This is a genomic window from Micrococcus sp. KRD026, from assembly GCF_017168445.1.
Taxonomy (GTDB): domain Bacteria; phylum Actinomycetota; class Actinomycetes; order Actinomycetales; family Micrococcaceae; genus Micrococcus; species Micrococcus luteus.
Map to the genome: position 1 here is coordinate 230323 of NZ_JABFBA010000009.1, position 19930 is coordinate 250252.

Annotated in this window: 20 protein-coding genes; 2 read left to right on the forward strand and 18 right to left on the reverse strand. The window is 73.7% G+C overall.

Features of this window, described 5'->3' with window-relative positions; translation table 11 throughout:
* From J1M40_RS12640 to dapA, 3 genes are all read right to left on the reverse strand, one after another.
* Positions 1-842: DNA translocase FtsK 4TM domain-containing protein (locus tag J1M40_RS12640; protein ID WP_241252046.1), on the reverse strand; the 842-nt coding region annotated here is incomplete at its 3' end.
* Positions 843-896: 54 nt separating this feature from the next.
* Positions 897-2582, reverse strand: coding sequence for a ribonuclease J (locus tag J1M40_RS04160; protein ID WP_078026116.1), 1686 nt, complete (start codon positions 2580-2582; stop codon positions 897-899).
* 14 nt (positions 2583-2596) lie between these two features.
* Positions 2597-3514, reverse strand: a complete 918-nt coding sequence (gene dapA, locus J1M40_RS04165) for a 4-hydroxy-tetrahydrodipicolinate synthase (protein ID WP_078026115.1) — start codon at positions 3512-3514, stop codon at positions 2597-2599.
* 92 nt (positions 3515-3606) lie between these two features.
* On the opposite strand from dapA, the gene J1M40_RS04170 reads away from it, so the two are divergent.
* Positions 3607-4737, forward strand: a complete 1131-nt coding sequence (locus tag J1M40_RS04170; RefSeq protein ID WP_241252047.1) for a heparan-alpha-glucosaminide N-acetyltransferase domain-containing protein — start codon at positions 3607-3609, stop codon at positions 4735-4737.
* A 17-nt stretch (positions 4738-4754) separates the two neighbouring features.
* Here J1M40_RS04170 and J1M40_RS04175 read toward each other — a convergent pair whose 3' ends face one another.
* The 5 genes from J1M40_RS04175 to rpsO form a co-directional block, all read right to left on the reverse strand.
* Positions 4755-5273 (reverse strand): hypothetical protein, encoded by a 519-nt coding sequence (locus J1M40_RS04175; RefSeq protein WP_044658599.1) that lies wholly within the window; start codon positions 5271-5273, stop codon positions 4755-4757.
* Positions 5266-6057 (reverse strand): 4-hydroxy-tetrahydrodipicolinate reductase, encoded by a 792-nt coding sequence (gene dapB / locus J1M40_RS04180; RefSeq protein WP_002855289.1) that lies wholly within the window; start codon positions 6055-6057, stop codon positions 5266-5268. Before dapB ends, J1M40_RS04175 begins: the two co-directional genes overlap by 8 nt.
* 43 nt (positions 6058-6100) lie before the next feature.
* Positions 6101-7420, reverse strand: coding sequence for a pitrilysin family protein (locus J1M40_RS04185; protein WP_078026113.1), 1320 nt, complete (start codon positions 7418-7420; stop codon positions 6101-6103).
* Positions 7421-7512: 92 nt separating this feature from the next.
* A complete protein-coding gene (locus J1M40_RS04190; RefSeq protein ID WP_036315001.1) occupies positions 7513-9774 on the reverse strand; it encodes a polyribonucleotide nucleotidyltransferase in 2262 nt (753 codons plus the stop codon).
* A 294-nt stretch (positions 9775-10068) separates the two neighbouring features.
* Positions 10069-10338: a 30S ribosomal protein S15 gene (gene rpsO, locus J1M40_RS04195; RefSeq protein ID WP_017488396.1), complete on the reverse strand. Its 270-nt coding sequence runs from the start codon at positions 10336-10338 to the stop codon at positions 10069-10071.
* 270 nt (positions 10339-10608) lie between these two features.
* On the opposite strand from rpsO, the gene J1M40_RS04200 reads away from it, so the two are divergent.
* Positions 10609-11454 (forward strand): CPBP family intramembrane glutamic endopeptidase, encoded by an 846-nt coding sequence (locus J1M40_RS04200; RefSeq protein WP_342345102.1) that lies wholly within the window; start codon positions 10609-10611, stop codon positions 11452-11454.
* Here the strand turns inward: J1M40_RS04200 and J1M40_RS04205 are convergent.
* The 10 genes from J1M40_RS04205 to nusA form a co-directional block, all read right to left on the reverse strand.
* On the reverse strand, positions 11432-12274 hold the full coding sequence (locus tag J1M40_RS04205) for a class I SAM-dependent methyltransferase (RefSeq protein ID WP_044658602.1): 843 nt from the start codon (positions 12272-12274) through the stop codon (positions 11432-11434). The genes J1M40_RS04200 and J1M40_RS04205 overlap by 23 nt on opposite strands.
* Positions 12271-13248, reverse strand: coding sequence for a bifunctional riboflavin kinase/FAD synthetase (locus J1M40_RS04210; protein WP_041104239.1), 978 nt, complete (start codon positions 13246-13248; stop codon positions 12271-12273). The genes J1M40_RS04205 and J1M40_RS04210 overlap by 4 nt, the downstream gene beginning before the upstream one ends.
* Positions 13248-13679, reverse strand: a complete 432-nt coding sequence (locus J1M40_RS04215; protein ID WP_036314984.1) for a hypothetical protein — start codon at positions 13677-13679, stop codon at positions 13248-13250. The genes J1M40_RS04210 and J1M40_RS04215 overlap by 1 nt, the downstream gene beginning before the upstream one ends.
* An 11-nt stretch (positions 13680-13690) precedes the next feature.
* Positions 13691-14059 (reverse strand): hypothetical protein, encoded by a 369-nt coding sequence (locus J1M40_RS04220; protein ID WP_002855305.1) that lies wholly within the window; start codon positions 14057-14059, stop codon positions 13691-13693.
* Entirely contained in the window at positions 14056-15021 is a 966-nt protein-coding gene (gene truB, locus J1M40_RS04225; protein WP_078026112.1) for a tRNA pseudouridine(55) synthase TruB, read from the reverse strand. Before truB ends, J1M40_RS04220 begins: the two co-directional genes overlap by 4 nt.
* A gap of 13 nt (positions 15022-15034) precedes the next feature.
* On the reverse strand, positions 15035-15487 hold the full coding sequence (rbfA, locus tag J1M40_RS04230; protein WP_036314977.1) for a 30S ribosome-binding factor RbfA: 453 nt from the start codon (positions 15485-15487) through the stop codon (positions 15035-15037).
* A gap of 80 nt (positions 15488-15567) precedes the next feature.
* The gene (gene infB / locus J1M40_RS04235; RefSeq protein ID WP_261376988.1) at positions 15568-17625 is read right to left on the reverse strand and encodes a translation initiation factor IF-2; all 2058 of its coding nucleotides are present in this window, start codon (positions 17623-17625) and stop codon (positions 15568-15570) included.
* Entirely contained in the window at positions 17622-18368 is a 747-nt protein-coding gene (locus J1M40_RS12960; protein ID WP_342356878.1) for a translation initiation factor IF-2 N-terminal domain-containing protein, read from the reverse strand. Before J1M40_RS12960 ends, infB begins: the two co-directional genes overlap by 4 nt.
* A gap of 191 nt (positions 18369-18559) precedes the next feature.
* Positions 18560-18901 (reverse strand): YlxR family protein, encoded by a 342-nt coding sequence (locus J1M40_RS04240; protein ID WP_036314070.1) that lies wholly within the window; start codon positions 18899-18901, stop codon positions 18560-18562.
* A gap of 42 nt (positions 18902-18943) precedes the next feature.
* On the reverse strand, positions 18944-19930 hold the full coding sequence (nusA, locus tag J1M40_RS04245; RefSeq protein ID WP_036314069.1) for a transcription termination factor NusA: 987 nt from the start codon (positions 19928-19930) through the stop codon (positions 18944-18946).

Genomic DNA, 19930 nt, shown 5'->3' on the forward strand with positions numbered 1-19930 from the left:
CCACGGCCGGCGGCGCCCACCGCCCCGTGATCCAGGCGGGCGCCTCCGGCAGCCACCTGGCCGCCGTCGAGCTGACCGTGGGCGCCGACGGCGAGGTCACCGGGCTCACCCCGCGCCTGCTGGCCCGTGAGCCAGTCGTAGCCGCCCGCGATCCGCTGCGGGATCGAGCCGACGGGCGTCGCGGTGAGCACGAGCACCGAGAAGAAGGCCAGCAGGATCATGAGGACCCAGACGGGCACGGGTGTCAGCAGGGAGGCCAGCGGCGCCGTCGCGAGGTAGCCGACCATGCCCCCGGCGCCGAGCATGTCCTCGAAGGCGTCGGCGGCCGAGGGCACGCCGCCCACGAGGTGGGCGATGCCGGAGCCCGCGACCGTGGCCATGAGCAGGCCGATGATGATGCGCCCGTTGGCGCGATGGTCCGTGGCGTGGCGGAAGCAGCGCACGGCCACGACGAGCAGGGCGATCGGCACCAGGAGGGCGAACCACCCGACGGTGCCGCCCACCACCCCGTGCACCACGCGGCCGACGGCGGTGCCGCGCAGGCCCCACCACTCCACGGCCGCGATCAGCGCGGCGAGCAGCAGCAGGACCAGGCCGGTGCCGTCACGGCGTTCCTCGCGGTCGATGCGCACGTCCGGGCCGAGCTTGCGGAAGCCGGCGCCGACCGGCGTGGCCAGCCCCATCCACAGGGTGTGCAGGGCGCGCAGGGGCGCGGCGGGCCGGTCGGCCTCGGGGACGGTCGCGGTCGACCCCTTCCGTCCGGAGCCTCGGCGTCCGGCGGAGCCGGAGCGGGACGTGGCGGAGGAGGACGACGAACGCGTGGGGGAAGTACGGGTCGCCATGCCCACCAAACTACCGCGAACCGCGGACACGGCAGGCATGGCGACCCGGAGGGGTCAGGCCTCCAGGACCACCGGGATGATCATCGGGCGGCGGCGCAGCTTGCGGTTGACCCACGTGCCGACGGTCCGGCGGACCACCTGCTGGAGCTGGTGGGCGGTGTGGTCCTTGCTGGACTGCACGGCCTCCTCGAGCGCCCGGACGATCTTCGGCTTGATCTCCTCGAACACCTTCTCGTCCTCGGCGACGCCGCGGGCGTGGACGTCCGGGCCGGACACGATCGCGCCGGTCTGCCGGTTGACCACGGTGATGATCGAGAGGAAGCCCTCCTCGCCCAGGACACGGCGGTCCTTGAGGTCCGAGTCGGAGATCTCGCCCACGGAGGAGCCGTCCACGTACACGTAGCCGCACTCCACCTCGCCGACGACCTTCACGAGACCGTCGGTCATGTCCACCACGGTGCCGTTGCCGGCCAGGATGACGTTCTCGGCCGGCACGCCGGTCTTCTCCGCGATCCGGCCGTTGGCGATCAGGTGGCGGGTCTCGCCGTGCACCGGCATCACGAACTCGGGCTCGACGATGTTGTAGCAGTACAGCAGCTCGCCCTCGGAGGCGTGGCCGGAGACGTGCACCTTGGCCATGCCCTTGTGCACCACGGTCGCGCCGAGCTTCATGAGCCCGTTGATCACGCGGAACACGGAGTTCTCGTTGCCCGGGATCAGCGAGGAGGCCAGCACGACGAGGTCGCCCTCCTCCAGCTGCACCTGGTGGTCGCCGTTGGCCATCCGGGACAGGGCCGCCATCGGCTCGCCCTGGGAGCCGGTGACCATCAGCACGATCTCGTCGTCGCGGTACTTGTCCACCTTGCGGATGTCCACGAGGATCCCGTTCGGCACGTTGAGGTAGCCGAGCTTCGCCGCGATGGTCATGTTGCGGATCATGGAGCGCCCGCCGAAGGCCACCTTGCGACCGTGCTTGTGGGCGGCGTCGAGGACCTGCTGCACGCGGTGCACGTGGGAGGAGAACGAGGCCACCACGATGCGGCGCTTCGCCGTGGCGAAGTAGCGCTCGAGGGTGGGGCCGATCTCCGCCTCCGTGGTGGTGAACCCCGGGACCTCGGCGTTCGTGGAGTCGGTCATGAACAGGTCCACGCCCTCCTCGCCGAGACGGGCGAAGGCGCGCAGGTCCGTGATGCGGCCGTCGAGCGGCAGCTGGTCCATCTTGAAGTCGCCGGTGTGCAGGATGGTGCCGGCGTCCGTGTGGATGGCGACGGCGAGCGCGTCCGGGATCGAGTGGTTCACGGCCACGAACTCGCACTCGAACGGGCCGAACTCGACGATGTCGTCTTCCTTGACCACGCGGGTGCGCGGCTTGATCCGGTGCTCCTCGAGCTTGGCCTCGATCAGGGCGAGCGTCAGCTTGGAGCCGATCACGGGGATGTCGTCGCGCAGGCGCAACAGGTACGGCACGGCGCCGATGTGGTCCTCGTGGCCGTGGGTCAGGACGATGCCGACGACGTCGTCCACGCGGTCCCGGATGTAGTCGAAGTCCGGCAGGATCAGGTCGACGCCGGGCTGGTGCTCCTCGGGGAAGAGGACGCCGCAGTCGACGATGAGGATCTTGCCGTCGATCTCGAAGGTGACCATGTTGCGGCCGACCTCCTCGAGGCCGCCCAGCTGGACGATGCGGCAGGTGCCCCGCTTGAGCTTGGGCGGGGTGGACAGGCGGGTGCCTGCGGTCATGGAACGGGTCCCTTCTAGAAGGTGATGCCGGCCTCCGCGAGGTCGGCTCGGATGACGGAGAGCTCGTCCCGCGTGGCCTGGACGAGGGGCAGCCGCACGGCTGCGGACGGGATGACGCCCTGGGCGGCGAGGACGGCCTTCGCGGCCACCGCGCCCTGGACATGGGTCATGATGCCGCGCTGGACGGGGTCCAGCGCGAAGTGGTGATCACGGGCACCGGCCAGGTCGCCTGCGTGGACGGCGTCCACGAGCTGGCGGTACAGCTCGGGGGCCGCGTGCGCGGCCACCGAGACGACCCCCACGGCGCCGAGCGCCATGAGCGGCAGGGTCGCGCCGTCGTCGCCGGAGTAGAGGTCGAGGTCCGTGTGCGCCAGGACGGTCGTGGTGGACTGCAGGTCCCCCTTCGCGTCCTTGAGCGCACGGATGTTGGGATGCTGCGCGAGCGCGATCAGCGTCTCGGGCTCGATCGGCATCACGGAGCGGCCCGGGATGTCGTAGAGCATGATCGGCAGGTCCACGCCGTCGGCCACGGTCTCGAAGTGCGCGCGGATGCCGGCCTGGTTGGGCTTGTTGTAGTACGGGGTGACGAGCAGCAGCCCGTCCACGCCCGTCTCGGCCGCGCGGCGGGACAGCTCGAGGGTGTGCGCCGTGTCGTTGGTGCCGGTGCCGGCCACGACCCTGGCGCGGTCCCCCACGGCCTCGACGACGGTGCGGAACATCGCCACGTTCTCGTCGTCCGTGAGCGTGGAGGTCTCGCCGGTGGTGCCGGTGACCACGAGGCCGTCGGCCCCGCGGTCCACCAGGTGCTCGGCCAGCGCGGCGGCCGCCTCGAGGTCCACGGCGCCCTCGTCCGTCATGGGGGTGACCATGGCGGGCACGACCGTGCCGAAGAGCAGCTCGGAGGGGATGACGGCGGAACGGACGGCACTCATGGGCCCCACCCTACCTGCGAGACTGGGGGCCCGCGCCGTCCGTGGCCCCTCCGCGACGCGCGGCGACCCGAGAGGAGCCCGCCCTGCTCGGCATGATCACCGTCCACGTCCTCGACCCGGTGACGGCGGACGGGGCGCCGCACCCGGCGTTCCTGTGGTTCGCCGGACGCGCCTCGGTGCTGTTCGTCCTGCTGGCCGGAGTCGGGCTGGCCCTGTCCACGGGGGGCGCGACGCCGGCCACGGGGGTCCGGCGCGCGGCGCTGCGCCGCCGGATCGCCCGACGGGCGGGCCTGCTGTTCGTGCTCGGGCTCGCGTGCGGGACGCTCGGCGTCCCCGTGGCCGTCATCCTGTGCCACTACGCCCTGCTCTTCCTGCTCGCGCTGCCCCTGCTGGGCCTGCGCGCCCGCGCCCTGGGCCTGATCGCGGGGGCGTGGCTCGTGCTCGGGCCGGTGCTGGTGTTCGCGGTGGTCGCGGCCGCGCAGGCCGCCGTGGGGCGTCAGGAGTTCTTCGTGGGCGGGCGGCTCTGGCTCTCCCCCGGCCCCGCGGACCTGCTGCGTCCCGGGCTGCTGCTGGCCGATCTCACGGTCACGGGCTACTACCCCGTCCTGTCCTGGGGCGCGTTCCTCGTGCTGGGGCTGGCCCTGGGGCGGCTGCCGCTGGACCGTCGCCGCGTGGCCGCCGGGATCCTCGGCGGCGGGGCCACGGCGTGGGCGGCGGCCGGCGTCGTCGGTGCGGCGGTGCTGCGGGCCCCGGGCACGGTCGGGCGGGTCGCCGCGGCGATCGGCACGGACCCGGTCGAGACGGCGCTCACGCTGCGCACGGGCGAGCCGCGGCTCGCGCTGCTGATCCCGGATCCGCTGTGGCTCGCCCTGCCGACCCCGCACTCCGGGTCCGTGGTGGCCGCCGTGCTTGCGGCGGGCTGGGCCTGCGCCGTGCTGGGCGCCTGCCTGCTGGCCCGGCCGCTGGTCGGGCACGCCGCGCTGCGCCCGCTCGTGGGTGCGGGGCGCATCCCGCTCACGCTCTACGTGGGGCACCTCGTGGTGCTCGCGCTCGTGGACGCGACCGGACTCGATCCGGCCGACGGGGCGCTGCTCACCGCCCTCGTCGTGCTGAGCCTCGCGGCCGGGCTGGCCGCCGAGCTCAGCGGCCGACGGGGTCCGCTCGAAGCCGTGATGGCCCGGCTCTCCCGGACGGGTGGGGAACGGGCCGTCGGAGGGCGCTGAGCGACGCGTGGGCCGCGTCAGCCGGCGCGGTGCAGGCGGACGGCCTCCCGGGCCGCCTCGCGGGCGCGGCGGCGGTCGCCCGAGGCGTCGTAGGCCAGGGCGAGGCGGTAGCGGGCGCGCCAGTCGCGCGGTGCGGCCTCGGCCTCCACGCGGTACAGCTCGAACTGGGCGTCGGCGGCCTCCCGGTCGATCCGGCCGCCGGGCGAGCGCGGCAGGTCGTCCTCCGGCAGCCCGCCCTCGGCCTCGAGCTGGTCGGCCAGGCGTTCGGTCTGGCGCCCGAACCACACCTCGCGGGCCAGGACGGCCACGGTCACCAGCACCACGAGGATGACGCCCGCGCCGATCGCCTTGGCCAGTGGCTGCGGGGCGCGCACCAGCGCGACGGACGCGTTGAGGGCGAACCCGGCGAACAGCAGCACGAGCAGGCACACGAAGCCGACCCACACCTTGCTCATCACGGTCGAGCGGCGGGCACGGACGGCGGGCGCGGGCGGGCCCACGGCGCCGTCGTCGGGGGTGCGGGAGGGCTCAGCCAAGGTCCAGGTATCCGTCCAGTCCATAGGTCAGACCCGGGCGGGAGGCCACGGTCCGCAGGCCGAGGACGACGCCGGGCATGTAGGCCCCGCGGTCGAACGCGTCGTGCCGGACCACGAGCTGCTCGCCCGGCCCGCCCAGCAGCACCTCCTGGTGCGCCTCCAGGCCGCGCAGGCGCACCGCGTGCACGTGCACGCCGTGGACGACGGCGCCGCGCGCGCCGTCCGGGTCGTGCTCGGTGGCGTCCGGGGAGACGGGCACGCCGGCCGCGTCCCGGGCCGCGCCGATGAGCTCGGCGGTCCGCACGGCCGTGCCCGACGGGGCATCCACCTTGTCCGGGTGGTGCAGCTCGACGAGCTCGACGGACTCGAAGTACCGCGCCGCCTGCGCGGCGAACGCCGAGGCCAGCACCGAGCCGACCGAGAAGTTCGGGGCGATCAGCACGCCCACCCCCGGGTGCTCAGCCAGCTGCGCCTCGAGGCGCTCGCGGCGCTCGGGCACCCAGCCCGACGTGCCGACGACCGTGTGCAGCCCGTGCTCCACGGCGAAGGCCACGTTCTCGGGCGAGGCGTCCGGGACCGTGAGGTCCAGGACGTGGGTGGCGCCGGCGTCGAGCACCGCGTCCAGGCGGTCCTGCGAGCCGAGCTCGGCCACGAGCTCCAGCCCCTCGGCCGCTCGCACCGCGGGCACCGCGTGGCGGCCCATGCGGCCACGGGCGCCCAGGATCGCGACGCGCGGGACGTCGTCGGGAGCGGACACGGCGGAGGGGGTGCGGGTCTCGGTCATGGCCTCCAGCCTACGCGGCCCGCCCCGGCGGCCGTGGCCGAGGTCAGGCCGGGGCGACGACGACGCGCGCCCGGTCCCCCGCGGCCAGGCGCGCGGCCACGGCCCGGACCTGGCCGGCGTCGACCTCGCGGACCCGGGCGAGGGAGGCCGCCAGGTCCACGTACTCCCCCGTGACCAGCTCGGCCCGTCCCAGCCGGGACATGCGGGCGCCCGTGGACTCCATGCCCAGCACGGTGCCGCCGCAGATCTGCCCGTGGGCGCGCGCGAGCTCCTCCCCGGTGACGTCGGCCTCGGCCATCCGGTCCAGCTCGGCCTCCATCAGCGCGGCCACCTCGTCCACCCGGTCCGGCTGGCAGCCCGCGTACAGGCCCCAGTAGCCGGCGTCGGAGTACCCGGCGGAGAACGAGTAGGTGTTGTAGGCCAGGCCGCGGCGCTCGCGGATCTCCTGGAACAGCCGCGAGGACATGCCCCCGCCCAGGACGGACTGCATGACGCCCAGGGCGAAGCGGTCCGGGTCCGTGGTGGACAGCGAGCGGCCGCCGACGAGGACGTTGGCCTGCTCGACCGCCTTGGTGACGGTGTGCGTGCCGGTCCGCACCCGCGAGGCCGCGGCCCCGGCGGTGTCCACGGCACGACGCGGGGCGGGCAGGGCCCCCTGGGTGAGCTCCCAGCCCGAGGCGCGCAGGGCGGCGAGGACGAGGCGGCAGACCTCGTCGTGGTCGAGGTGGCCGGCGGCGGTGACGACGAGCTCGTCCGGGCGGTACCAGTGCGTGTAGTGCCCCACCACATGGTCGCGGGTGACGGCCCGGATCGTCTCGGGCGTGCCGCCGATCGGCCGGCCGAGGGGGTGGCCGTCCAGCATGACCTCGGCGAGCTTCTCGTGGGCCACGTCCACGGGGTCGTCCGCGTCCATGGCGAGCTCCTCGAGGATCACGCCGCGCTCGGTCTCGAGCTCGTCCGGGTCGATCAGGGAGGAGGTGAGCATGTCCGTGAGGACCTCCACGGCCATCGGCAGGTCCTCGTCCAGCACGCGGGCGTGGTAGACGGTGGACTCCTTGGCCGTGCCGGCGTTGGACTCCCCGCCCACGCGGTCGAAGGCGGCCGCGATGTCCATCGCGGTGCGCGTGGGAGTGCCCTTGAAGAGCAGGTGCTCGAGGAAGTGCGTGGCGCCGTAGCCCTCGGGCGACTCGTCACGGGACCCGACGGCCACCCAGTAGCCGATGGTCACCGAGCGCTGGTCCGGCATGGCCTCGGTGAGCACGCGGACGCCGCCGGGCAGCACGGAGCGGCGCACCACGGAACCGTTGCCCTCGTCCGCCAGCACGCCGTCGAAGTCCAGGGGGATCTCACGGTGAACACTCATGACGGCCATTCTCGCCCATGCGCGACGACGGCGCCGCACCACTCGCGGGGAGGGTGCGGCGCCGTCGTGGTCACCGGGCCGGGCGGGGCGGATCAGGCCTCGATCTGCGAGGACTCGATCGCGTCCGCGGTCTCGGCCAGGGCGTCGGACTCCGCCACCACCGGGGAGAGGGACAGCTTGCCGCGGTCGTCGATCTTGGTGATCTCGACCTGGACCTTCTGGCCCACGCCGAGCACGTCCTCGACGTCGTCCACGCGCTTGCCCTCGTTGAGCTTTCGCAGCTCGGAGATGTGCAACAGGCCGTCCTTGCCCGGGGTGAGCGAGACGAACCCGCCGAACGTGGTCAGCTTCACCACGGTGCCGAGGTAGCGCTCACCGACCTCGGGGACCTGCGGGTTGGCGATCGCGTTCACCGCGGAGCGCGCGGCCTCGGCCGAGGCGCCGTCGGTGGCGCCGATCAGCACGGTGCCGTCGTCCTCGATGGTGATGTCCGCGCCCGTGTCGTCCTGGATCTGGTTGATCATGGCGCCCTTGGGGCCGATGACCGCGCCGATCTTGTCCACCGGGATGCGCACGGAGATGATCCGCGGGGCGGTGGGGGCCATCTCGTCCGGGGCGTCGATGGCGGCGTTCAGCACGGACAGGATGTGCAGGCGCGCCTCGCGGGCCTGCGTCAGGGCGGCGGCCAGCACGGAGGCCGGGATGCCGTCCAGCTTGGTGTCCAGCTGGATCGCGGTGACGAACTCCGCGGTGCCGGCCACCTTGAAGTCCATGTCGCCGAACGCGTCCTCGGCGCCGAGGATGTCGGTCAGGGCCGCGTACTGGGTCTGGCCGTCCACCTCGGCGGAGACCAGGCCCATGGCGATGCCGGCCACGGGCGCACGCAGCGGCACGCCCGCGTTCAGCAGGGACAGGGTGGAGGCGCAGACGGAGCCCATCGACGTCGAGCCGTTGGAGCCGAGGGCCTCGGAGACCTGGCGGATCGCGTAGGGGAACTCCTCGCGGGCCGGCAGCACGGGCACGAGGGCGCGCTCGGCGAGGGCGCCGTGGCCGATCTCGCGGCGCTTCGGGGAGCCCACGCGGCCGGTCTCGCCGGTGGAGTACGGCGGGAAGTTGTAGTGGTGCATGTACCGCTTGGCCGTCTCCGGCGCCAACGAGTCGATCTGCTGCTCCATCTTGAGCATGTTCAGCGTGGTGACGCCCATGATCTGGGTCTCGCCGCGCTCGAAGATGGCGGAGCCGTGCACGCGGGGCAGGACCTCCACCTCCGCGGTCAGCTTGCGGATGTCCGTCAGGCCGCGGCCGTCGATGCGCACCTGGTCGGTGAGGATGCGGCGGCGCACGATCTGCTTGGTGAGGGAGCCGTAGGCCTTGGCGATCTCGCCCTTGCGCTCGGCGAAGTCCTTGCCCTCGCCGGCGAGCTCCTCGAGCACCTCGAGCAGGTAGGCGTCCGAGGCCGACTCGCGCTCCTGCTTGTCGCCGATGGAGAAGATCTCGGTCAGGCGGTCCGTGGCGAGCTTCTCGACGGCGGCGTAGGCGTCGTCCTGGTAGTCCTGGAACACGGGGACGTCCACCGGGTCCTTGCCGGCGCGCTTGACCAGGTCGGCCTGGGCCTCGCACAGGGCGCGGATGAAGGGCTTGGCGGCCTCGAGGCCCTCGGCCACGATCTCCTCGGTGGGCGCCTGCGCGCCGCGCTCCTTGACCAGGGTCCAGGAGTCCGGGGTCGCCTCGGCCTCGACCATCATGATGGCGACGTCGTCGCCCACCACACGGCCGGCCACGGCCATGTTGAACACGGCGCCCTCGAGCTGGGAGTGCTTCGGGAACGCGACCCACTGGCGCGTGCCGGAGCCGTCGTCCATGAGGGCCATGCGCACGCCGCCGATGGGACCGGAGAACGGCAGGCCGGACAGCTGCGTGGACAGGGAGGCGGCGTTGATGGCCACCGTGTCGTAGATCTCGTCCGGGGCGATCGAGGTGACGGTCACGACGACCTGGACCTCGTTGCGGATGCCCTTGACGAACGCCGGGCGCAGCGGGCGGTCGATCAGGCGGCAGGTGAGGATCGCGTCCGTGGACGGGCGGCCCTCGCGGCGGAAGAACGAGCCGGGGATGCGGCCCGCGGCGTACATGCGCTCCTCGACGTCCACGGTCAGCGGGAAGAAGTCGAAGCCCTCGCGGGGCGACTTGCCGACGGTGGTGGCGGACAGCATCGACGTCTCCTCGTCGATGTAGACCATGGCGGCGCCGGCGGCCTGCTGGGCGAGGCGCCCGGTCTCGAAGCGGACGGTGCGCTTGCCGTACGAGCCGTTGTCGATGACGGCCTCGGCGAAGGTGATCTCAGGACCCTCCATGAGGGCCTCCTTTCAGGTGGACGGCGCCGCAGGCGTCCCTGTCCCCCTGGTCTTCGATCGAGGCCCTCGGCGTCCCGCCGTGCGGCGGGGTCCGGGAGCCACTGTCGAGGACCGCGGGCGATGGGCGCGGAACCGTCGGGTGTGTCGATGATGCGGGGATGCGCGCCATGGCGCGCCGGAGTGCCGCAGGCTGCGGCGGTCTCCCCCCGGGACACACTACGTGCGTCCGGGGGCAGACGAAAGGCGGCGCCGGCGCTCGCGGGTCCCCGCGGGCTCCGGCGCCGCCTCCTCAGGTCACTTGCGCAGGCCGAGGCGCTCGATCAGCGCACGGTAGCGCTCGATGTCGACCTTCTGCAGGTAGCCGAGCATGCGACGACGGCGACCCACCAGGGCCATCAGGCCGCGACGGGTGTGGTGGTCGTGCTTGTGCTCCTTGAGGTGCTCGGTCAGGTCCTTGATGCGGCGGGACAGGACCGCGATCTGCACCTCGGGGGAACCGGTGTCGCCCTCGTGGGTGGCGTACTCCTTGATGATCTGCTGCTTGACAGCGGGATCCAGGGCCATGGTGGGCCTCCTTCACTTCGGTACCGCGAACACGGGCCGCGCCCCGCCGGGGCGGACGACGCGGGGCCCACCCCACCGCGGACTGCAGGGAGGCCGAGGGTCGAGTCTACCGCATCGCCTACCCTGGCCCGGTGAGCACCCCACCGGTCCCCCACTCCCCTCCGGCCGCCCGCGCCGCCCCTGGATCTGCCGCTGATCGGCCACGGCTACCCCGCGCTGCTGCGCACGCCGCGGGCCCGATGGTGGAACCCGCTCGCGTCCTTCGGCCTCGTGCTGGCCGGCCTGGTGGGCCTCCTCGTGCTGGGGGGCGTGCTGGGCGCTCTCGCCCTGATCGCCACGTCCGGGCCCGCGCTGCTCGGCGCGGCCGACCCGACGGACGTGACCGACCTCGACCTGTACTCCGCGCCCATGGTGCTGCTGAACAACCTCCTGCTCGCCGCGCTGATCGGGGTCGCGCTGCTGGCCGTGGCGCTGGGCCACCCCGTCGCCGCCCGCTTCGTCCACTCGGTCGAGGGCCGCGTGCGCTGGCGCTGGCTGGCGCGCTGCGTCGTCGTGCTGACGCCGCTGTTCCTCGCCTACGTGCTGGGCGCGTGGGCCCTCGACGGCGCCCCCACGGCCCCGCGCGCGCAGGACTGGGTCTGGCTGCTCGTCATGGCGTTCGTGCTCACCCCGTTCCAGGCCGCGGGCGAGGAGTACCTGTTCCGCGGGTGGCTGCTGCTGGCCGTCGGCACGTGGATCCGCCGGCCGGTCGTGGCCGCCGCGGTCACCGCGGTGCTCTCGGCGGCGACCTTCTCGCTCGCCCACGGCTCGCTCGACCCGTGGATCCTGCTGGACCTCGCCGCGTTCGCCGTCGCCGCCGTCCTGCTCACGTGGCGCACGGGCGGGCTCGAGGCCGCCGTCGCCCTCCACGTGGTCAACAACGTGGTGATCATCGCCGTCGGCACGCTCGTGGGCACCGTCGAGGACAGCTACGTGGGCGCGGAGACCGCCGGCTCCCCGGCGGCCACGCTGCTCTCGGTGGCGGTGGTCGCGGTGGCCACGGCGCTGCTGCTCTGGCAGGCGCGGCGGGCCGGGATCGCCCGGACGGTCCCGGTCACCGTGGGCGCCCGCCCCTGACCGGCGCCGCCCACCAGGCCACCGTCACGTAGGGCACCTGCAGGACCGCGTCCGCCGCATGGCCCAGGTGCTCGTGCAGGTACCAGTCGAGGTTGGCCGTCATCCGGGACCGGATCCGCTCGTCCGCGCGTAGCCAGTACGAGCGCGAGGCCATGAGCCCGTGCAGCCCCGCCGCGGTCATGGGCTGCGTCCACGCCCAGCGCGCGTGCTCCTCCGCCCCGAACGGGGCGGCGAACCGGCGCTGCTCCGGCCGGGCGGCGTGCACGTCCCCGGCGTGCATGATCCGGGTGAGACGGTGCACCCACGGCACCGCCGTGTCGAGCTGGTTCCACACCGCGGCCAGGCGCCCGCCCGGGCGCAGCACCCGTGCGGCCTCCGCGCTCGCCGCGGCCGGGTCCATCCAGTGCCATGCCTGGGCCGCCACCACGACGTCGGCGCTCGCCGCCGGCAGGCCCGTGGCCTCGCCCGTGCCCGGCACGGCGCGCACCCGCCCGCCCGTGCCGGCCGCGACCTCGCGTTCCAGGACGGCGCGCATCGACGCCGACGGCTCGAGGGCCGTCACCGTCCGCACCCGGTCCGCCGGGCGGGCCGCGAGCAGCCGGGTGAACAGTCCCGTCCCGGCCCCGAGCTCCACCACGTCCGCGCCGTCGGCGGTGCCCGCCAGGACGCGGTCCACCGCGGCGGCCGGGTAGGAGGGGCGGACGGCGTCGTAGTGCTCCCCGCCGGTCTCGAAGGGGTTGGGCCCGGCCCGACGGGCCCGGGCCGGGCGCCCCGGCAGGTTCGGCACAGCGGGGGGAGCGCCCGGCTCCGGGGCGCTCACCGGTCGGAGGGGGTCGTGGCCAGGATCGCCCGGGCCTCGTCCACGTCCTGCGTGATCTGCGCCACGAGCTTCTCGACGCCCTCGTAGGCGACCATCCCGCGCAGCCGGGCCACGAACTCCACCTCGATGTGCTGGCCGTACAGGTCGAAGTCCTCCACCCGCTCGTCGTGGCGGTCGATCACGTGTGCCTCCACCACGCGGGAGACGTCCTCGAACGTGGGGTTCGAGCCGATGGAGATCGCGGCCGGCCACACCCCGCCGTGCGCGTCGTGCACCCAGCCGGCGTAGACGCCGTCGGCCGGGATCATGCCCTGCACATCCGTCTCGAGGTTCGCCGTGGGGAAGCCGAGCTCGCGGCCGCGCGCGAACCCGTGCACCACCTCGCCGGCGAGCACGTGGTGCCGGCCGAGCACGGCCGCGGCCTGGGCGACGTCGCCCGCGGCCAGGGCCTCCCGCACCCAGGTCGAGGAGCAGCGGCGCTCCGGCTCGGCCCCGTGTTCGGCGGGGAACTCCTCGACGGCCTCGACCTCGAAGCCGTAGCGGGCCCCCAGGCGCACCATCTCCGCGACGTCGCCGGTGTTGCCCCGGCCGAAGCGCACGTCGTGCCCCACGACCACGACGGCGGCGTGCAGCCCGTGCACGAGCATGCCGCGGACGAACTCCTCCGGGGACTGGTCCGCGAACTCGAGGGTGTAGCGCTGCAGGAGCACCGCGTCCAGACCCGCCTCGTCCAGGAGGACGACCCGCTGCTCGGGGCTGATGATGTCCACGTGGGGCACCTCGGGATGGTGCACGGCGCGCGGGTGCGGGGTGAAGGTCACGGCCACGGCCAGGGCGTCGCGGGCCCGCGCCAGCTCGACGACCCGGCGCAGCACCTCCCGGTGGCCGCGGTGCACGCCGTCGAAGTTGCCCAGGGTGACCACGGTGCGCGGCAGGTCCGTGGGGACCTCGTCCAGGCTGTTCCAGACCCGCATCAGAGCGCCCCCGCCTCGGCCGGGCGGGCGGGGCGGTGCGTCAGCAGCCAGATCAGGCCGACCACCGGCAGCACGAGCGGCACGTAGCCGTAGCCCGCGCCGAACCGGGACCACACGGTGTCGTGGGCGAACATCCCCGGATCCAGGACGGTCCACAGGCCCACGCCCACCACGCCGGCCAGCTCCACGAGCACGGCGCCCAGCGCCACGGCCCAGGCGCGCGCGCCGGAGCGGGCGAGCGCGAACGTCGCCACGATGTACACGACCGCCGCGACCGCGGAGAGCGTGTACGCCACGGGGGCGGCGTCGAACTGCGTGAGGATCTGGAAGAGGCTGCGCGCGCTCGCCGAGAGGGCGAACACCGCGTAGACCATGACGATGATCCGGCCGAGACCCTGGTTGCGCGCGGGGGCGCCGTCGCTGGGTGCCATGTCCATCCTCCTCACCACTGCCCGAACCAGATGACCTGCATGCGGTGCAGCATCACGGCGATCGTGGGCCCGACCACGGCCAGCACGAGGTTGGACCACCGGGTCTTGTCCGTGACGGCCCAGCCCACGGCGATCACCGGCACGATCAGGGCGGTGAGGATGTAGCCCCAGAACTCCCAGCCGGGGCCGTTCAGGGTGTCCCCGCCGAGCTGGCGGACGGCGGCGGCCGCCGCATAGACGAGCGTGAACAGCTCGACGGCGGCCACCGAGAGGATCGAGGCGTCCGCGGGGTGGCGGCGGATCGCCGTCATCACCACGCAGACGACGAACGAGACGGCACCGATCACCAGTCCCGTCCAGAACCAGGCGTCGAGGATCATGCGGTCCTTCCCTGTCCCGGCCCCTCGGCCGGGGCGAACACGAGCTGGGGCTTGGCGACGTCGGCGCCGCGGCGGCGCACGTCGGAGACGAGGGCGATGACGCGGCCGTCCGGCGCGCGCCCGGCGACGAGCGTCTCACCCGTGCCGGTGGGCGCCACGACCCGCCCGAAGGCGAGCTCGTGGGCCTCGTGCTCCGTCAGCTCGCGCACCGGGAAGAGCCCGGCGGCGGCCTCGGAGAGCTCGGTCATCGCGAACCGCTCCGCGAGGGCCTCGAGCGAGAGCGCGTCGGCCACGTCGAACGGGCCGACGGCGGTGCGGCGCAGCGCCGTGAGGTGCCCGCCGGTCTCGAGGGCCTCGCCCAGGTCGCGGGCGAGCGCCCGGATGTAGGTCCCGGACGAGCAGCGCACGGTGACGTCGAGGTCGACCAGCCGGCCGCCGTCGAGCCGGCGCAGCTCGTGCACCGTGAACTCGTGCACGGTGACGGGGCGGGCGTCGAGGGTGACGTCCTCTCCCGCGCGGACGCGATCGTAGGCGCGCCGGCCCGCCACCTTGACGGCGGAGACGGCCGAGGGCGCCTGCAGGATCTCGCCCGTGAGGGCGGCGACCTGCTCGGCCACGCGCTCGGGCGTGACGGCGTTGGCCAGCCGGGTCTGCACGACCTCGCCCTCCGCGTCGTCCGTGACGGTCGACTGCCCGAGCCGGATCGTGGCCGTGTACGTCTTGTCCGTGCCCGTGATGGCGGTCAGCAGGCGCGTGGCCTTGTTGACGCCGACCACGAGCAGGCCCGTGGCCATGGGGTCCAGGGTGCCGGCGTGGCCCACCTTGCGGGTGCCCGCCAGCCGGCGGACCCGCCCGACGACGTCGTGCGAGGTCCACCCCTGCGGCTTGTCCACGAGGACGACCCCCGACGCCTCCGTTCCCGGCGCGTCGGGGGCCTGTCCCCCGGTGCTGCGTGCGCTCACCGTGCCGCGGGCCTCAGGCGCGCGGGGCGTCGTCGGCGTCGGCGTCCGGCTCCGCGGTGCGGTACGGGTCCGCGTCACCGGCGTACGACGCGCCCTCGCGCGCCTTCGCCAGCTCGGCGTCCCGCTCCTTGGCCGCGCGGAGGACGTCCTCCAGGTGTGCGGCCGCCTCGGGGACGGTGTCCGCCACGAACTCGAGGGTGGGCACCAGGCGGATGGTGAGCCCGCGGCCCACCTCGCGGCGCAGGATGCCGCGGTTGTCCTGGATGCCCTCGTGGGCGGCGGCCACCGTGGCCTCGTCGCCCAGGACGGTGTAGTAGACGGTGGCGTGCTGCAGGTCGTTGGTCACGCGGACCTCCGTCACGGTGACGGGCTCCACGCGATCGTCCTTGACGCCGCGGCGCAGCGCCTCGGCCACGAGGACCTTGATGCGCTGGGCCAGGCGGCCGGCGCGTGCCGGATCGGCCATGGTGCGGTTCCTTCCGGTGGTGATGGTTCAGAGGGTGGGACGCGGAAGGCGGGGGCCCGTGCGGGCCCCCGCCCCGGCCGTCAGACGCGCGGCTTCTCCTGCATCTCGAAGGTCTCGATCACGTCGCCCTCCTTGATGTCGTTGAAGCTGCCCAGGCCGATGCCGCACTCGTAGCCCTCGCGGACCTCCGTGGCGTCGTCTTTGAAGCGGCGCAGCGACTCGATCTTGAGGTGATCGGAGACCACCACGCCGTCGCGCACCAGGCGGGCCTGGGCGTTGCGGCGGATGAGGCCCGAGCGCACGAGCGAACCGGCGATGTTGCCCCACTTGGAGGAGCGGAACACCTCGCGGACCTCGGCCGAGCCGAGCTCGACCTCCTCGTACTCCGGCTTCAGCATGCCCTTGAGCGCGTTCTCGATGTCGTCGATCGCGTCGTAGATCACGCTGTAGAAGCGCATGTCCACGCCCTCGCGGTCGGCCAGGTCGGCGACCCGCTCGGCGGGGCGCACGTTGAAGCCGATGATGATGGCGTTGTCCACGGTCGCCAGGTTCACGTCATTCTGCGTGATGGCGCCGACGCCGCGGTGGATGACGCGCAGCTGCACCTCGTCCTCGCCGACCTCGATCTTGAGCAGCGAGTCCTCGAGCGCCTCGACGGCACCGGACGCGTCGCCCTTGATGATGAGGTTGAGCGTGTCCAGCTTGCCCTCGGCCACGGCCTGGTCGAAGTCCTCCAGGGTGATGCGCTTGCGGCGCTTGGCCAGCTGGGCGTTGCGGTCCGCGGCCTCGCGCTTCTCCGCGATCTGGCGGGCGGTGCGCTCGTCGTCGGTGACGAGGAACGAGTCGCCGGCACGCGGCACCGTGGACAGGCCGAGCACCTGGACGGGACGCGACGGATCGGCCGCCTCCACGGCGTTGCCGTTCTCGTCGAACATGGCGCGCACACGGCCGTGGGCGGAGCCCACCACCATGGTGTCGCCCACGCGCAGCGTGCCGGTCTGCACCAGCACGGTGACGACGGCGCCGCGGCCCTTGTCGAGGTTGGCCTCGATGGCCACGCCGCGGGCGGCCTTGTGCGGGTTCGCCGTGAGCTCGAGGGCGGCGTCCGCGGTGAGCAGGATCGCCTCGAGCAGCTGGTCGATGTTGATGTTGTTGCGCGCGGAGACGTCCACGAACATCGTGTCGCCGCCGTACTCCTCGGGCACGAGGCCGTACTCGGTGAGCTGACCGCGGATCTTGTCCGGGGCGGCGGTGTCCTTGTCGATCTTGTTGACCGCCACCACGATCGGCACGCCGGCCGACTGGGCGTGGTTGAGCGCCTCGACGGTCTGCGGCATGACGCCGTCGTCGGCCGCCACCACCAGCACGGCGATGTCGGTGACCTTCGCACCGCGGGCACGCATGGCGGTGAACGCCTCGTGACCCGGGGTGTCGATGAAGGTGAGGCGACGCTGCTCGCCCTCGTGCTCCACGGGCACCTGGTAGGCGCCGATGTGCTGCGTGATGCCGCCGGCCTCGCCCTCGATGACGTTCGAGGAGCGGATGGCGTCCAGCAGACGCGTCTTGCCGTGGTCCACGTGGCCCATGACGGTGACGACCGCGGGGCGCGGCTCGAGGTCGGCCTCGTCCTCGTTGGCCGCCTCGGCCTCGAGGTCGATGTCGAAGGCCTCCAGCAGCTCCTTGTCCTCGTCCTCCGGGGACACGATCTGGACCTTGTAGCCCAGCTCGTCGCCGAGCAGCTGGAAGGTCTCCTCGTCGAGGGACTGGTTGGCCGAGGCCATCTCGCCGAGGGTGAAGAGCACCTTCACCAGGTCGGCGACGTCGGCGCGGATCTTCTCGGCGAAGTCGGCCAGGGACGCGCCGCGGCGCAGACGCAGGACGGTGGTGCCGTCACCCTTGGGGACCTTGACGCCGCCGATCTCACGCGTGTGCTGCTGCTCGAACTCCTGGCGCTTCGCGCGCTTCGACTTGCGTCCCTTGCGCGGGCCGCCGCCGCGCCCGAAGGCGCCCTGGGCGTTGCCGCGACCGCCACGGCCGCCCGGGCCGCCGGGACGACCCGGACCGCCACCGGGGCCGCCGCCCGGACGGCCACGGCCGCGGGCCGGCTGCGGGGCCGGGGTGATCTGCTTGGGCATCATGCCCGGGTTCGGACGCGGCCCACCGGGGCGGGGACCGCCGGCGCCCGCGGCCGGGCGCGGACCGCCCGGACGGGGACCGCCGGCACCGGCCGGCGGACGGGGGCCGCCCGGACGAGGCGCGCGGTCCTCACGACCGGAGCGCATGCCCTGCGAGGGGGCGAACGGGTTGTTGCCCGGACGCGGAGCACCGCCACGGCCGCCCGGGCGGGCGCCCGGGCGAGGCCCGGCGGAGCCGCCCTTGGGGCTGAACGGGTTGTTGCCGGGACGCGGGGCGCCCGGCTTGGGCGCGGAGGCACCCGGCTTGGGCGCGGCGGCGCCCGGCTTCGGCGCGGCCGACCCCGGCGTGGCCGGCGGCTGCGGGGCCTTCGGCTCGGCCGGGGCGGCCGGCGTCGGTGCGGCGGGGCCGGGGTCGGGCCGGCGCCCGGCTTGGGCGCGGCGGTGCGGCCCGCGGCGGGACCGGGCGCCGGGGCGCCGGCATTCGACGTGGGGGCCGCGGCGCGCGGCGACGGGGCGGCCGCCGGCTTCGGCGCGGCGGAACGGCCCGGGGCGGCGGGCGTGGAACCGGGCTTGGCGGCGGACTTGCCGGCACCCGGGTAGGCGTTGCGCAGCTTCTTGACCACCGGGGGCTCGATGGTGGACGAAGCCGAGCTGACGAACTCGCCGAGGTCCTTGAGCGTGCTCAAGGCCTCCTTCGAGGTGATGCCGAGCTCCTTGGCGAGCTCATGGACGCGGACCTTGGCCACGGTTCTCCTGTTCTGGCCCCACGGGCCGGAACGGAGCCGCTCGGGCTGTCCGTCTCAGCGCGTCCTGGGACCGTTGACGTTGCTCCAGGCCGTCGCGCGCGCCACCAGGGCACGCGCACCACGGCCTGCCTGATAGCAGGGGGTGAAGTTCATCGCTGGGCACTCATGCTTCAGTGCTCATCGGGTACGCATCAGATCTCTGACCCGCCTTCATCTGTCGGTCTGTCAGCCGGTGCCTCCGCGGTGCGGCCCAGCGCGTCGGCGTCGACGGCGGACCGGAAGGCCCGCCCGAACGCGCGGCGGCGCAGGGCGAGGAGGAGGCAGTCCTCGCCGGGATGCAGCCACGCACCCCGGCCGGGACGGCGTCGTTCCGGGTCCCAGACGACGGATGGGGGTTCCGTCGAGGAGTCCAGGGCGACGCGCACCAGCTCTTGCTGGTCCGCCCTCGATCGGCATCCGATGCAGGTGCGCACGACCGTCCGAGACGTCATGCGTTCACCCCTCACGGGCGTCGGATCGAGAAAGGACCTCATCCATCCTAGCGCGTCCGGGCCCGGATCTGTTCCCGGGGACGGTCAGCGGCCCGGGGCGGAGGTGGTGACCCCGTCGCCGACGATGTCGATCCGCCAGCCCGTGAGCTTGGCCGCGAGGCGGGCGTTCTGGCCCTCCTTGCCGATGGCCAGGGACAGCTGGTACTCCGGCACCACGGCGCGGGCCGAGTGCTGGTCCGCGTCGAGGATCTCCACCGAGACGGTCGTGGCGGGCGAGAGGGCGTTGGCGATCATCGCGGCGGGGTCGTCCACGTGGTCGACGATGTCGATCTTCTCGTCGTTGAGCTCCGTCATGACGGCGCGCACGCGGCTGCCCATCTCCCCGATGGAGGCGCCCTTGGCGTTCACCCCGGGGCGGGTGGCGCGCACGGCCATCTTGGTGCGGTGGCCGGCCTCGCGGGCCAGCGCCGTGATCTCGACCGAGCCGTCCGCGATCTCCGGGACCTCGAGCTCGAAGAGCTTGCGCACGAGGCCGGGGTGCGAGCGGGACACCGTGACGGACGGGCCCTTGGCGCCGCGCGTCGCGGAGACCACGTAGGCGCGGATCCGGCGGCCGTGGGCGTAGTCCTCGCCGGGCACCTGCTCGGGCGGCGGGAGGACGGCCTCGAGGGTGCCGAGGTTCACCTGGACCATGTGGCGGTTCAGGCCCTGCTGGATGACGCCGGAGACGAGCTCGCCCTCCTTGTCCTTGAACTCGCCGAGGACCTTGTCGTCGTCCTCCTCGCGCATGCGCTGGATCATCACCTGGCGCGCCGTGGAGGCGGCCACCCGGCCGAAGCCGTTCGGGGTGTCGTCGAACTCGCCGATGGGCGTGTCGTCCTCGTCCAGCTCCGTGGCCCACACGGTGACGTGGCCGGTCGCGCGGTCGATCTCCACGCGGGCGCGCTTCAGGGCCCCCGGGGTGCGGTGGTACGCCATGAGCAGGGCCTGCTCGATGGTGGGGATGAGGCGGTCCATCGGGATCTCCCGCTCCGCCTCCAGCATGCGCAGCGCGCTCATGTCGATGTCCAA

Bases quoted from the DNA above. Each gene is read 5' to 3' on its own strand.
- J1M40_RS04160 (WP_078026116.1), bottom strand. From the start codon at position 2,582: ATGACCGCAGGCACCCGCCTGTCCACCCCGCCCAAGCTCAAGCGGGGC.
- dapA (WP_078026115.1), bottom strand. From the start codon at position 3,514: ATGAGTGCCGTCCGTTCCGCCGTCATCCCCTCCGAGCTGCTCTTCGGC.
- J1M40_RS04170 (WP_241252047.1), top strand. From the start codon at position 3,607: ATGATCACCGTCCACGTCCTCGACCCGGTGACGGCGGACGGGGCGCCG.
- dapB (WP_002855289.1), bottom strand. From the start codon at position 6,057: ATGACCGAGACCCGCACCCCCTCCGCCGTGTCCGCTCCCGACGACGTC.
- J1M40_RS04185 (WP_078026113.1), bottom strand. From the start codon at position 7,420: ATGAGTGTTCACCGTGAGATCCCCCTGGACTTCGACGGCGTGCTGGCG.
- J1M40_RS04190 (WP_036315001.1), bottom strand. From the start codon at position 9,774: ATGGAGGGTCCTGAGATCACCTTCGCCGAGGCCGTCATCGACAACGGC.
- rpsO (WP_017488396.1), bottom strand. From the start codon at position 10,338: ATGGCCCTGGATCCCGCTGTCAAGCAGCAGATCATCAAGGAGTACGCC.
- J1M40_RS04210 (WP_041104239.1), bottom strand. From the start codon at position 13,248: ATGCGGGTCTGGAACAGCCTGGACGAGGTCCCCACGGACCTGCCGCGC.
- J1M40_RS04215 (WP_036314984.1), bottom strand. From the start codon at position 13,679: ATGGCACCCAGCGACGGCGCCCCCGCGCGCAACCAGGGTCTCGGCCGG.
- J1M40_RS04220 (WP_002855305.1), bottom strand. From the start codon at position 14,059: ATGATCCTCGACGCCTGGTTCTGGACGGGACTGGTGATCGGTGCCGTC.
- rbfA (WP_036314977.1), bottom strand. From the start codon at position 15,487: ATGGCCGATCCGGCACGCGCCGGCCGCCTGGCCCAGCGCATCAAGGTC.
- infB (WP_261376988.1), bottom strand. From the start codon at position 17,625: ATGATGCCCAAGCAGATCACCCCGGCCCCGCAGCCGGCCCGCGGCCGT.
- J1M40_RS04240 (WP_036314070.1), bottom strand. From the start codon at position 18,901: ATGAGGTCCTTTCTCGATCCGACGCCCGTGAGGGGTGAACGCATGACG.